The sequence below is a fragment of the Escherichia sp. Marseille-Q3837 genome (genome assembly GCF_916618735.1).
Taxonomy (GTDB): Bacteria; Pseudomonadota; Gammaproteobacteria; order Enterobacterales; family Enterobacteriaceae; genus Escherichia; species Escherichia ruysiae.
This window is the reverse complement of the sequence record NZ_CAKAKC010000001.1, coordinates 3,923,665-3,936,388: the sequence shown is the minus strand read 5'-3', so window position 1 is coordinate 3,936,388 and position 12,724 is coordinate 3,923,665. Positions and strand designations below refer to the sequence as shown.

Sequence of the window (12,724 nt, the reverse complement as noted above, 5' to 3'; positions counted from 1 at the left end):
GTTATCCTCGTAAAGTCGCGGTTAACCCTTTCTGGCAGGCATACTGCTGGGCAAAGTCGAGCAGTTCTGGCGCATCAAGCGGTTTTTCCGGGGCGTCATAGGGCAGATTAAGTAAGTGATATTTGTTGATGCCCAGCGTGTGGTAGGGCAGGAAATGAATTTCGCCAACGTGCAGCTCGTCGGCGGCAAAATCGGTAATGGCTTTTACAGAGGTTTCGTCAGCATTAAAGCCCTGAATCAGCGGCACGCGGATAATGATTTTTTTCCCCGCTGCGGCGAGTTTTTTCAGGTTATCCAGCACTCTGGCGGCGTTACCGTCGGTCCACTGTTTAAACGGCACGTCGGCGACGTGTTTTAAATCGGCAAGAAACAGATCGATATAGGGCAGAGAAGGGGCGATATATTTCCACGGCACATGCAGGCAGGTTTCTACCGCAGTATGAATGCCGGCCTCGTGGCTGGCTTGCAGTAGTGCCATCGCCATTTCCGGCTGCATAAAGGGTTCACCGCCAGAAAGCGTTAAGCCGCCGCCGCTGCGATCGTAAAACGGTTTATCGCGCAAAACGGTCGCCATGATCTCCTCAACGCTTTTCACTTCACCACACACGGTTAACGCCTGTGTCGGGCAGCAGTTGGTTAACGCCGTCAGATGCTCCGGGGTTAACTTTTCCCGATGAATAAGCAGGCCATTCAGCGTGCGCTCAATCACTTCCGGCGCGGCCTTAGCACATAGCTCGCAGCCCTCCAGGCACAGACGTGCGTCATACAGTAGATCCTGCGTGCGGGCGCGGCTTTCAGGATTCTGACACCAGCGACAACCCAGCGAGCAACCTTTCAGAAAAACCACTGTGCGAATGCCGGGGCCATCGTGGGTCGAGTAGCGTTGAATATTGAAGATCATAGATGCCTCTCTGTTTCGTTCAAACATTAAATTACTTTCGAATGAAAGTTATGTTGATGTGCGTCAACTGTTCAGAGAGTTTTCTCGTGGTAGTCTGGTTTCAGACAAAAAGTACATTTTGAGGATGGTTATGGAACTGTATCTGGATACTTCAGACGTTGTTGCGGTGAAGGCGCTGTCACGTATTTTTCCGCTGGCGGGTGTGACCACTAACCCAAGCATTATCGCAGCGGGTAAAAAACCGCTGGACGTTGTGCTTCCGCAACTTCACGAGGCGATGGGCGGTCAGGGGCGTCTGTTTGCCCAGGTAATGGCTACCACTGCTGAAGGGATGGTGAATGACGCACGTAAGTTGCGTTCTATTATTGCGGATATCGTGGTGAAAGTCCCGGTGACCGCCGAGGGGCTGGCAGCTATTAAGATGTTAAAAGCGGAAGGGATCCCGACGCTGGGCACGGCGGTGTATGGCGCGGCACAAGGGCTGTTGTCGGCGCTGGCGGGCGCGGAATATGTTGCGCCTTATGTCAACCGTATTGATGCTCAGGGTGGTAGCGGTATTCAAACCGTGACCGATTTGCATCAGTTACTGAAAATGCATGCGCCACAGGCGAAAGTGTTAGCCGCGAGTTTCAAAACCCCGCGTCAGGCGCTGGACTGCTTACTGGCAGGATGTGAATCCATCACCCTGCCGCTGGATGTGGCACAACAGATGATTAGCTATCCGGCGGTTGACGCTGCCGTAGCGAAGTTTGAGCAGGACTGGCAGGGCGCGTTTGGCAGAACGTCGATTTAACGGGATGTTCTGCATCCTCATAAATTGCTGATGACGTGGCGGAGTGCCGCGTCTTATCAGGCCTGGAGGTGGTAATTACTGCCCGCAAACCTCACACCCCGGATTACGCATCAGTTTCATTTCGCGAAACTGACAGGTCATCGCATCGTACATAACGATTTTTCCGCTGGCAGGTTTCCCATAGCCTGCCAGCAGTTTGATCGCTTCCATTGCCTGCAACGAACCAATTACGCCAATCAATGGCGCCATCACGCCTGCTTCCACGCAGGTTAACGCGTTTTCGCCAAACAAACGGCTAAGGCAGCGGTAGCAAGGCTCGCCGTCCTGATAAGTAAAGACGGTGATTTGACCTTCCATACGAATTGCCGCGCCGGAAACCAGCGGCACCTTCGCGGTAAAACAGCCTGCGTTCAGTTGATTACGTACCGCAACGTTATCCGTACAGTCGAGCACCAGATCGTGTTTAGCAATCAACGCAGCAAGCTCAGCATCATCAAGTAACGCATTCACTGGTGTAATTGCGATATGTGGATTGATCCGTGCCAGTGCATCACGGGCAGATTCAACCTTCGGTTGCCCGACCGTAGCGTCACTGTGTAGCGTCTGGCGTTGCAGATTCGAGAGCGAAACCGTGTCGAAGTCGAGCAGCGTCAGGTTGCCGACACCGGCGCTTGCCAGATACTGCGAGGCTGCGCAACCGAGTCCACCGAGGCCGACGACCAGCACGCGAGAATCTTTCAACGCTTCCTGGCCGTCAAAATCAAAACCACGCAGGATGATTTGCCGGTTGTAGCGCAGCATCTCCTGATCGCTGAGTTCCGCCATTACAGGCCTCCGAACAACGCGTTAAACGGCTCGACTTCCACCCATTCGCCCGCTTCAACATTGCCGCGATCGCGTTCCAGCACGATAAAGCAGTTGCCGAGGCTAAAAGAGCTAAATATATGGGAGCCCTGATGTCCGGTGGTCATCACTTCCAGTTCGCCGTCGGCATTGCGTTGCAGCACACCACGCTGGAAATCAAGACGACCAGGCGTTTTCTTGAGGCGAGAAGCCGTGCGTACACGCTGGCGCGTAGGCAGGCCGCTGGCGGTGTTGCCGCTTAATTTTGCCAGTAACGGCTGTACCAGTTGGTAGAATGTCAGCGTTGCTGAAACCGGATTACCCGGCAGGCCGCAGAACCAGCTATTGCCGAGTTTACCGAACGCGAACGGTTTACCCGGTTTAATCGCCAGCTTCCAGAAGGCGATTTCGCCCAGCTCTTCGAGAATGGTTTTGGTGTAATCTGCTTCACCAACCGAAACACCGCCAGAACTGATCACTACATCCGCCTGACTGTCGGCTTCAATAAATGCTGTGCGCAAGGCGTGGGGATCGTCGCGGATAATCCCTAAGTTGATCACCTCGCAACCCAGTTGTTCTAACATCAGGTGTACGGCGAGACGGTTGGTATCGTAGATTTGACCGTCGCCCAGTGGCTGACCTGGCAACTGGAGTTCATCACCGGTGGAAAACAGCGCCACACGCACTTTGCGAATCACCGGAACGTCGGCAATTCCCAGCGAAGCAATCACCGGCAGCTCTGCGGTAGTCAGGCGAGTCCCCGCCGGGAAAACAATCGCACCCGCAGAGATATCTTCACCGCGACGACGAATATTTTGCCCGCTACGCACTTCAGCGGTAAAACGCACTCCTGCATCCGTTTGTTCGGTCTGTTCCTGCATCACCACCGCTTCACAGCCTTCCGGCACCGGAGCACCGGTCATAATGCGAATACAGGTGCCAGCAGGCCATTCACCATGATACGGCTGCCCGGCAAACGATTTGCCAGCAACGGGCAGCGGTTGCCCGGAGGCGATATCGGCTAAACGAACCGCGTAGCCGTCCATTGCCGAGTTATCAAACCCAGGGACATCGAGCGGCGAAACCACATCGCTCGCCAGAATACGACCAAAACACTGAACCAGTGGCAGCGTTTCCTGAGCAGTCAAAGGGGTAACGCGAGAAAGCATCTCATTAAGCGCGGTGTCGAGCGACATCAAACCGGTGGTAAATTCCATGAAAACACTCCTGCGGGGCAAAATCGAATCCGCCTATTATGTCAGAAAAACGCCACGGACTGTATGCCACCTCGGTCGTAGAGCGGGCTCCTGCCTTTACATGCCATATACATCTTTCTATATTCAAAAATTGAATGAGTAATTCATAAAAATTCTGATATTTATAGCAAAAGTGGCGAGCCACCCTTAATGGACGAAGACTATGGGCAAAGCAGTCATTGCAATCCACGGCGGCGCAGGCGCAATTAGCCGCGCACAGATGAGTCTGCAACAGGAATTACGCTACATTGAGGCGCTGTCTGCCATTGTTGAAACCGGACAGCAAATGCTCGAAGCGGGTGAAAGCGCGCTGGATGTGGTGACAGAAGCGGTGCGCTTGCTGGAAGAGTGTCCGCTCTTTAACGCCGGAATTGGCGCCGTCTTTACGCGTGATGAAACGCATGAACTGGACGCCTGCGTGATGGATGGCAACACACTGAAAGCGGGGGCGGTGGCGGGCATTAGCCATCTGCGCAACCCAATTCTTGCTGCTCGTCTGGTGATGGAGCAAAGCCCGCATGTGATGATGATTGGTGAGGGGGCGGAAAACTTTGCTTTTTCTCATGGCATGGAGCGCGTCTCGCCGGAGATTTTCTCCACGCCTTTGCGTTATGAACAGCTGCTGGCGGCGCGTGAGTGCGGGGAAACCGTCCTCGACCATAGCGGCGCTCCGCTGGATGAAAAACAAAAAATGGGCACCGTGGGGGCCGTGGCTTTGGATTTACACGGCAATCTGGCGGCAGCCACGTCCACGGGCGGAATGACCAATAAATTACCCGGACGAGTGGGCGATAGTCCCTTAGTGGGTGCCGGATGCTACGCCAATAACGCCAGTGTGGCGGTTTCTTGTACCGGTACGGGCGAAGTCTTCATTCGCGCGCTGGCGGCGTATGACATCGGCGCGTTAATGGATTATGGCGGTCTAAGCCTCGCGGAAGCCTGCGAGCGGGTGGTGATGGAAAAACTCCCTGCGCTTGGCGGCAGCGGTGGCCTAATCGCTATCGACCACGAAGGTAACGTCGCACTACCGTTTAACACCGAAGGAATGTATCGCGCCTGGGGCTACGCAGGCGATACACCAACCACTGGTATCTACCGCGAAAAAGGGGACACCGTTGCCACACAGTGATGAACTTGATGCCGGTGATGTCCTGGCGGTCGATAATCTCAACATTGCCTTTATGCAGGACCAGCAGAAAGTGGCTGCGGTGCGCAATCTTTCTTTTCGGCTGCGACGCGGTGAGACGCTGGCCATTGTCGGGGAATCAGGTTCCGGTAAATCCGTCACAGCACTGGCGTTGATGCGTCTGTTAGAACAGGCGGGGGGGCTGGTGCAGTGCGACAAAATGTTATTGCGGCGCCGCAGTCGTGAGGTGATTGAGCTTAGTGAGCAGCAGAGCTCCCGGCAAATGCAGCATATACGCGGTGCGGATATAGCGATGATTTTCCAGGAGCCAATGACGTCGCTAAATCCGGTATTTACCGTGGGCGAACAGATTGCCGAGTCTATCCGTCTGCATCAGAACGCCAGTCGTGAAGAAGCGATGGCGGAGGCGAAACGGATGCTGGATCAGGTTCGCATCCCGGAAGCACAAACCATTCTTTCGCGTTATCCGCATCAACTCTCCGGTGGGATGCGTCAGCGGGTGATGATTGCCATGGCGCTGTCATGTCGCCCGGCGGTGCTGATTGCCGATGAGCCGACGACTGCACTGGACGTCACCATTCAGGCGCAGATCCTGCAATTAATCAAAGTGTTGCAAAAAGAGATGTCGATGGGCGTCATCTTTATCACTCACGACATGGGCGTGGTGGCGGAGATTGCCGATCGGGTACTGGTGATGTATCAGGGCGAGGCGGTGGAAACGGGCAGCGTCGAACAGATTTTTCATGCGCCACAGCATCCTTATACCCGTGCGCTATTGGCTGCTGTTCCGCAGCTTGGCGCGATGAGAGGGCAAGATTATCCCCGACGTTTCCCGTTGATATCGCTTGAACATCCGACTCAACAGGAACGCCCTGTCGAGCAGAAAACGGTGGTTGATGGCGAACCTGTTTTACAGGTGCGTAATCTGGTCACCCGTTTCCCTTTGCGTAGTGGGTTGTTGAATCGCGTAACGCGGGAAGTGCACGCCGTTGAAAAGGTTAGTTTTGATCTCTGGCCGGGTGAAACGTTGTCGCTGGTGGGGGAGTCTGGCAGTGGTAAATCCACCACCGGACGGGCGTTGTTGCGCCTGGTTGAAAGTCAGGGCGGAGAAATTATCTTCAACGGCCAGCGAATCGATACTCTGTCACCCGGTAAACTTCAGGCATTGCGCCGCGATATTCAGTTTATTTTTCAGGATCCTTACGCCTCACTGGATCCACGCCAGACGATCGGTGATTCGATTATCGAACCGCTACGTGTTCATGGATTATTGCAGGGTAATGAAGCCGCTGCACGCGTTGCGTGGCTACTGGAACGCGTTGGTCTGTTACCCGAACATGCGTGGCGCTACCCGCATGAGTTTTCCGGCGGCCAGCGTCAGCGTATCTGTATTGCCCGTGCGCTGGCGTTGAATCCCAAAGTCATTATTGCCGATGAAGCCGTGTCGGCGCTGGATGTTTCTATTCGCGGGCAGATTATCAACTTGTTGCTCGATCTCCAGCGTGATTTCGGCATTGCATATCTGTTTATCTCTCACGATATGGCGGTCGTGGAGCGGATCAGCCATCGTGTAGCGGTGATGTATCTTGGACAAATTGTCGAAATAGGCCCCCGGCGCGCGGTCTTTGAAAATCCACAGCACCCTTATACGCGTAAATTACTGGCGGCAGTTCCGGTTGCTGAACCGTCCCGGCTGCGACCACAGCGCGTACTGCTATCGGACGATCTTCCCAGCAATATTCATCAGCGTGGCGAAGAGGTTGCAGCCGTCTCGTTGCAATGCGTCGGGCCGGGGCATTACGTCGCACAACCACAATCAGAATACGCATTCATGCGTAGATAACATTCAGGCGGAGAATCAAATGGCAAGAGCTGTACACCGTAGTGGGTTAGTGGCGCTGGGTATTGTCACAGCGTTGATGGCATCTTGTGCATTCGCTGCCAAAGATGTGGTTGTGGCGGTGGGATCGAACTTCACCACCCTCGACCCGTATGACGCGAATGACACGTTGTCACAGGCCGTGGCGAAATCGTTTTACCAGGGGCTGTTCGGTCTGGATAAAGAGATGAAGCTGAAAAATGTGCTGGCGGCGAGTTATACCGTCTCCGGTGACGGCCTCACTTACACCGTGAAATTGCGTGAATGGATTAAGTTCCAGGATGGCACCGACTTCAACGCGGCGGCGGTAAAAGCGAATCTGGATCGGGCCAGTGACCCAGCGAATCATCTTAAACGCTATAACTTGTATAAGAATATTGCCAAAACTGAAGCGGTCGATCCGACAACGGTGAAGATTACGCTTAAACAGCCGTTCTCCGCGTTTATTAATATTCTTGCCCATCCGGCGACAGCGATGATTTCTCCGGCGGCGCTGGAAAAATATGGCAAAGAGATTGGTTTTCATCCGGTGGGAACCGGGCCGTATGAACTGGACACCTGGAATCAGACCGATTTTGTGAAGGTCAAAAAATTCACCGGTTACTGGCAGTCAGGACTGCCCAAACTGGACAGCATTACCTGGCGTCCGGTGGCGGATAACAACACTCGCGCGGCAATGTTGCAAACCGGTGAAGCGCAGTTTGCTTTCCCCATTCCCTACGAGCAGGCCGCGCTGCTGGAGAAAAACAAAAATATCGAGCTGATGGCCAGCCCGTCGATTATGCAGCGTTATATCAGTATGAATGTGACGCAAAAGCCGTTCGATAACCCGAAGGTACGGGAGGCGCTGAATTATGCCATCAACCGTCCGGCGCTGGTGAAAGTCGCGTTTGCGGGATATGCAACGCCCGCCACTGGCGTGGTGCCGCCGAGTATCGCCTACGCGCAAAGTTACCAACCGTGGCCTTACGATCCGGCAAAAGCGCGCGAATTACTTAAAGAGGCGGGATATCCCAACGGTTTCAGTACCACGCTGTGGTCGTCACATAACCACAGCACCGCGCAGAAAGTGCTGCAATTTACCCAGCAGCAGTTAGCGCAGGTAGGAATTAAAGCCCAGGTGACGGCGATGGATGCCGGACAGCGGGCGGCAGAAGTAGAAGGTAAAGGGCAAAAAGAGAGCGGCGTGCGACTGTTCTACACCGGCTGGTCGGCATCGACCGGCGAAGCTGACTGGGCGTTATCGCCGCTGTTTGCGTCACAGAACTGGCCACCGACGCTGTTTAATACTGCGTTTTACAGTAATAAACAGGTGGATGATTTCCTGGCTCAGGCACTGAAAACTAACGATCCGGCGGAAAAGACCCGCTTATATAAGGCGGCGCAGGATATCATCTGGCAAGAGTCGCCGTGGATCCCGCTGGTGGTCGAAAAACTGGTGTCGGCACACAGTAAAAATCTGACCGGTTTTTGGATCATGCCAGACACCGGCTTCAGCTTTGAAGATGCGGACTTGCAATAAGCAACGCAGGGAGTGGAATGCTTAATTACGTTATCAAACGCTTACTGGGGTTGATTCCGACGCTGTTTATCGTCTCGGTGCTGGTGTTTTTATTTGTCCATATGCTGCCCGGCGATCCGGCGCGATTGATTGCCGGCCCCGAAGCCGATGCTCAGGTCATCGAACTGGTGCGTCAGCAACTGGGTCTGGATCAGCCGCTGTATCACCAGTTCTGGCACTACATCAGCAACGCAGTGCAGGGAGATTTTGGCCTGTCGATGGTGTCGCGTCGTCCGGTTGCCGATGAGATTGCCAGCCGCTTCATGCCAACGCTGTGGCTGACCATAACCAGTATGGTCTGGGCGGTGATATTTGGTATGGCGGCAGGAATTATCGCCGCCGTCTGGCGTAACCGTTGGCCGGATCGATTGAGTATGACCATCGCGGTGTCGGGGATCTCCTTCCCGGCATTTGCCCTGGGGATGCTTTTGATACAGGTTTTCTCCGTTGAGCTGGGCTGGCTGCCTACCGTAGGTGCAGACAGTTGGCAGCACTACATTTTACCCTCCCTGACGCTCGGCGCGGCAGTGGCAGCCGTGATGGCGCGCTTTACCCGTGCGTCGTTTGTCGATGTCTTAAGCGAAGATTATATGCGTACCGCGAGGGCGAAAGGGGTGAGCGAAACCAGGGTTGTCCTCAAACATGGGCTACGCAACGCGATGATCCCGGTAGTGACTATGATGGGCTTACAGTTTGGCTTTTTGCTCGGAGGTTCCATCGTGGTGGAGAAGGTTTTCAACTGGCCCGGACTTGGACGCTTACTCGTTGACTCCGTAGAAATGCGCGATTACCCGGTGATTCAGGCGGAAATTCTGCTTTTCTCGCTGGAATTTATTCTTATCAACTTAGTGGTGGATGTGCTTTACGCCGCCATTAACCCGGCTATCAGGTACAAGTAAGGATGCGATTATTTAACTGGCGTTGTCAGGCGGTGTTAAACGCCATGCCACTAGTAAAACCTGAGCAGGTGCGTACTCCGTGGCATGAGTTCTGGCGACGTTTTCGCCGTCAGCATATGGCGATGACCGCCGCATTATTCGTCATTTTGTTGATTGTGATGGCAATTTTTGCACGCTGGATCGTCCCCTATGACGCCGAAAATTATTTCGATTATGACAATCTGAATAACGGACCTTCTTTGCAGCACTGGTTTGGCGTCGATTCACTGGGGCGCGACATTTTCAGCCGTGTCCTGGTTGGTGCACAAATCTCGCTGGCGGCGGGCGTGTTTGCGGTGTTTATCGGTGCGGCGATTGGGACGTTGCTGGGTTTGCTGGCTGGATATTACGAAGGCTGGTGGGATCGGCTGATCATGCGTATTTGCGATGTGCTGTTTGCTTTCCCTGGCATTTTGCTGGCTATTGCTGTTGTCGCGGTGCTGGGAAGCGGCATTGCTAACGTGATTATCGCCGTCGCTATCTTTTCTATTCCTGCGTTTGCCCGACTGGTGCGCGGCAACACGCTGGTGTTAAAACAGCAAACCTTTATTGAATCAGCGCGCAGTATTGGTGCCAGCGATATGACCATTTTGTTGCGCCACATCTTACCGGGGACAGTCTCTTCCATCGTCGTGTTCTTTACCATGCGCATTGGCACCTCAATTATCTCCGCCGCCAGTCTGTCGTTTCTCGGTCTGGGAGCGCAGCCGCCGACCCCGGAGTGGGGAGCGATGCTCAACGAAGCGAGAGCGGATATGGTTATCGCGCCGCATGTGGCGGTTTTTCCGGCACTGGCTATTTTCCTGACCGTGCTGGCGTTCAACTTGCTGGGTGATGGTTTGCGTGATGCGCTGGACCCCAAAATTAAAGGATAGTCACGGTTAAATATTGCTTGAAAGGGTAATGACCTCAGAGGAAATTATTGCCTTAAGCAAGTGTTGTAACTTTCTTCTAATTTTGTAGAATCGGGTAATTTGGTTAAAAAGCCGCTGTGAGGGACTATTTATGCAGCGGCACAGCGTACTGACAGTTATTTTGTTAAATGTATTAACATGCTGAGTTTATACGAAAAGATAAAGATCAGGCTGATAATTTTATTTTTATTGGCTGCGCTGTCATTTATTGTTCTTTTTTTCATCATTAACTATCAGCTGGTATCGGAGCGTGCGGTAAAACGTGCTGATAGCCGCTTTGAACTTATTCAAAAAAACGTTGGCTATTTCTTTAAAGATATTGAACGTTCCGCTCTGACGTTAAAGGACTCACTTTATTTATTGAAAAACAGTGAGGAGATTAAACGAGCTGTCATCCTGAAAATGGAAATGATGCCATTTTTAGACTCAGTGGGGCTGGTACTGGATAATGATAAATATTATCTATTTTCGCGGCGGGCGAATGATAAAATCTTTGTTTATCATCAGGAAAAGGTAAATGGTCCCCTTGTTGATGAGGCAGGACGCGTCATCTTTGCCGATTTTAATCCGTCGCAGCGCCCGTGGTCAGTAGCTTCGGATGGCTCTGATAGTAGCTGGAATCCGGCATATAATTGCTTTGATCGTCCGGGGAAAAAATGTATTTCTTTTACACTACGAATTAACGGCAAAGACCGTGATTTGCTGGCTATTGATAAAATTCATGTCGATTTAAACTGGCGATACCTGAACGAATACCTTGATCAAATCAGCGCAACTGATGAAGTGTTGTTTCTGAAACAAGGCCATGAAATCATTGCCAAGAACCAACTCGCCCGTGAAAAATTGATTATTTATAATAGCGAAGATAATTATAATATTATTGATTCTGTCGATACAGAGTATATAGCAAAAACATCGCGCGTACCCAATAACTCGCTATTCGAAATCTATTTTTATTATCCTATGGGGAAACTATTTAACGCGTCAGATAAACTTTTTTATTTACCGTTTGTTTTCATTATTGTCGTATTGCTGGCGGTTTACTTAATGACGACCCGTGTGTTCCGTCGCCAATTTTCAGAAATGACAACGCTGGTCAATACGCTGGAGTTTTTACCTGACTCTGCGGATCAAATGCAGACACTGAAAATTCGTGACGGCGATGCGAAAGAGATTATCAGCATCAAAAATTCGATCGCGGAAATGAAAGATGCTGAAGTTGAGCGTTCAAATAAATTGCTCTCGCTGATCTCCTACGATCAGGAAAGCGGTTTTATCAAAAATATGGCGATTATTGAGTCAAACAATAATCAGTATCTGGCCGCCGGGATCATCAAACTGTGCGGACTGGAAGCCGTCGAAGCCGTGTTTGGTGTCGAGGAACGCAACAAAATCGTCAGGAGGCTGTGTCAGCGAATTGCCGAGAAATATGCACAATGCTGCGATATCGTGACATTTAATGCCGATTTATATTTATTATTGTGTCGGGAAAATATACAGACGTTTACTCGTAAAATAGCGATGATAAACGATTTCGACAGTAGCTTTGGCTATCGCAATCTGCGTATACACAAATCTGCCATTTGTGAACCTCTGAAGGGCGAAAATGCCTGGAGCTACGCAGAAAAACTGAAGCTGGCGATTTCCAGCATCCGTGACCATATGTTCTCTGAGTTTATTTTCTGTGATGATGCGAAACTCAGCGAAATTGAAGAGAATATCTGGATTGCGCGCAATATCCGTCATGCAATGGAAAAAGGCGAGCTATTCCTGGTTTATCAACCGATTGTTGATATTAACACCCGTGAAATTCTGGGCGCTGAGGCACTGTGCCGCTGGGTTTCTGCGGAGCGGGGGATCATCTCGCCACTGAAGTTTATTGCTATCGCGGAAGATATCGCTTTTATCAATGAACTGGGTTACCAAATTATTAAAACGGCGATGGCTGAATTCCGCCATTTTAGCCAGCGTGCGCTCCTGAAACAGGATTTCTTACTGCATATAAATGTTTCGCCCTGGCAGTTAAACGAACCTCATTTTCATGAGCGTTTTATCGCCATCATGAAAGAACATGAACTGACAGCGAAAAGTCTCTGTATTGAGATCACTGAAACTGTGATTGAGCGAATTAGTGAACATTTTTATCTCAATATTGAACAGCTGCGTAAACAAGGGGTACGAATATCGATTGATGACTTTGGTACGGGTTTGTCAAACCTGAAACGTTTTTATGAAATTAATCCTGATAGCATAAAAGTGGACTCGCAATTTACCGGCGATATTTTCGGCACTGCGGGTAAAATTTTGCGCATTATCTTCGACCTGGCACGCTATAACCGGATCCCGGTGATTGCAGAAGGTGTTGAGAGCGAAGAGGTTGCGCGTGAATTAATCAAATTAGGGTGTGTTCAGGCCCAGGGGTATCTGTACCAGAAGCCGTTGCCATTCTCTGCCTGGGACAAAAGTGGAAAGTTAGTAAAAGAGTAGTTTAG

10 protein-coding genes are annotated in these 12,724 nt (G+C 51.6%); 7 read left to right on the top strand and 3 right to left on the bottom strand.

The annotated features are described in order from the left end of the window. Nucleotide 1: 1 nt before the first annotated feature. Nucleotides 2-901: a glycyl-radical enzyme activating protein gene (locus LG381_RS18985; RefSeq protein ID WP_225762774.1), complete on the bottom strand. Its 900-nt coding sequence runs from the start codon at nt 899-901 to the stop codon at nt 2-4. A 130-nt stretch (nt 902-1,031) separates the two neighbouring features. Here LG381_RS18985 and fsa point away from each other — a divergent pair, with 130 nt between their 5' ends. Further along, nucleotides 1,032-1,694 (top strand): fructose-6-phosphate aldolase, encoded by a 663-nt coding sequence (fsa, locus tag LG381_RS18980; RefSeq protein ID WP_001487873.1) that lies wholly within the window; start codon nt 1,032-1,034, stop codon nt 1,692-1,694. 75 nt (nt 1,695-1,769) lie between these two features. Here fsa and moeB read toward each other — a convergent pair whose 3' ends face one another. Both moeB and moeA read right to left on the bottom strand, forming a co-directional pair. Continuing rightward, on the bottom strand, nt 1,770-2,519 hold the full coding sequence (gene moeB / locus LG381_RS18975) for a molybdopterin-synthase adenylyltransferase MoeB (RefSeq protein WP_085460551.1): 750 nt from the start codon (nt 2,517-2,519) through the stop codon (nt 1,770-1,772). After that, complete coding sequence (gene moeA, locus LG381_RS18970; RefSeq protein ID WP_032225029.1) at nt 2,519-3,754, bottom strand: molybdopterin molybdotransferase MoeA; 1,236 nt, start codon at nt 3,752-3,754, stop codon at nt 2,519-2,521. Before moeA ends, moeB begins: the two co-directional genes overlap by 1 nt. Before the next feature lie 202 nt (nt 3,755-3,956). On the opposite strand from moeA, the gene iaaA reads away from it, so the two are divergent. The 6 genes from iaaA to LG381_RS18940 all read left to right on the top strand — a co-directional run bounded on the left by iaaA (nt 3,957) and on the right by LG381_RS18940 (nt 12,719). Further along, complete coding sequence (iaaA, locus tag LG381_RS18965; RefSeq protein ID WP_130205165.1) at nt 3,957-4,922, top strand: beta-aspartyl-peptidase; 966 nt, start codon at nt 3,957-3,959, stop codon at nt 4,920-4,922. Then, nucleotides 4,909-6,783, top strand: a complete 1,875-nt coding sequence (gene gsiA, locus LG381_RS18960; protein WP_225762773.1) for a glutathione ABC transporter ATP-binding protein GsiA — start codon at nt 4,909-4,911, stop codon at nt 6,781-6,783. The genes iaaA and gsiA overlap by 14 nt, the downstream gene beginning before the upstream one ends. Before the next feature lie 19 nt (nt 6,784-6,802). Beyond that, nucleotides 6,803-8,341: a glutathione ABC transporter substrate-binding protein GsiB gene (gene gsiB, locus LG381_RS18955; RefSeq protein ID WP_225762772.1), complete on the top strand. Its 1,539-nt coding sequence runs from the start codon at nt 6,803-6,805 to the stop codon at nt 8,339-8,341. A gap of 17 nt (nt 8,342-8,358) precedes the next feature. Continuing rightward, nucleotides 8,359-9,279 carry a glutathione ABC transporter permease GsiC gene (gene gsiC, locus LG381_RS18950; protein ID WP_000936040.1) on the top strand — a complete coding sequence of 307 codons (921 nt, stop codon included), beginning with the start codon at nt 8,359-8,361 and terminating at the stop codon, nt 9,277-9,279. A 2-nt stretch (nt 9,280-9,281) separates the two neighbouring features. After that, nucleotides 9,282-10,193, top strand: coding sequence for a glutathione ABC transporter permease GsiD (gene gsiD / locus LG381_RS18945; protein WP_225762771.1), 912 nt, complete (start codon nt 9,282-9,284; stop codon nt 10,191-10,193). Nucleotides 10,194-10,370: 177 nt separating this feature from the next. Continuing rightward, the gene (locus LG381_RS18940) at nt 10,371-12,719 is read left to right on the top strand and encodes an EAL domain-containing protein (protein ID WP_225762770.1); all 2,349 of its coding nucleotides are present in this window, start codon (nt 10,371-10,373) and stop codon (nt 12,717-12,719) included. Nucleotides 12,720-12,724: the final 5 nt, after the last annotated feature.

Coding starts and splice junctions, on each gene's coding strand:
- gsiB (WP_225762772.1), top strand. CDS start 6,803: ATGGCAAGAGCTGTACACCGTAGTGGGTTAGTGGCGCTGGGTATTGTC.
- LG381_RS18940 (WP_225762770.1), top strand. CDS start 10,371: ATGCTGAGTTTATACGAAAAGATAAAGATCAGGCTGATAATTTTATTT.
- gsiD (WP_225762771.1), top strand. CDS start 9,282: ATGCGATTATTTAACTGGCGTTGTCAGGCGGTGTTAAACGCCATGCCA.
- fsa (WP_001487873.1), top strand. CDS start 1,032: ATGGAACTGTATCTGGATACTTCAGACGTTGTTGCGGTGAAGGCGCTG.
- iaaA (WP_130205165.1), top strand. CDS start 3,957: ATGGGCAAAGCAGTCATTGCAATCCACGGCGGCGCAGGCGCAATTAGC.
- LG381_RS18985 (WP_225762774.1), bottom strand. CDS start 901: ATGATCTTCAATATTCAACGCTACTCGACCCACGATGGCCCCGGCATT.
- moeA (WP_032225029.1), bottom strand. CDS start 3,754: ATGGAATTTACCACCGGTTTGATGTCGCTCGACACCGCGCTTAATGAG.
- moeB (WP_085460551.1), bottom strand. CDS start 2,519: ATGGCGGAACTCAGCGATCAGGAGATGCTGCGCTACAACCGGCAAATC.
- gsiC (WP_000936040.1), top strand. CDS start 8,359: ATGCTTAATTACGTTATCAAACGCTTACTGGGGTTGATTCCGACGCTG.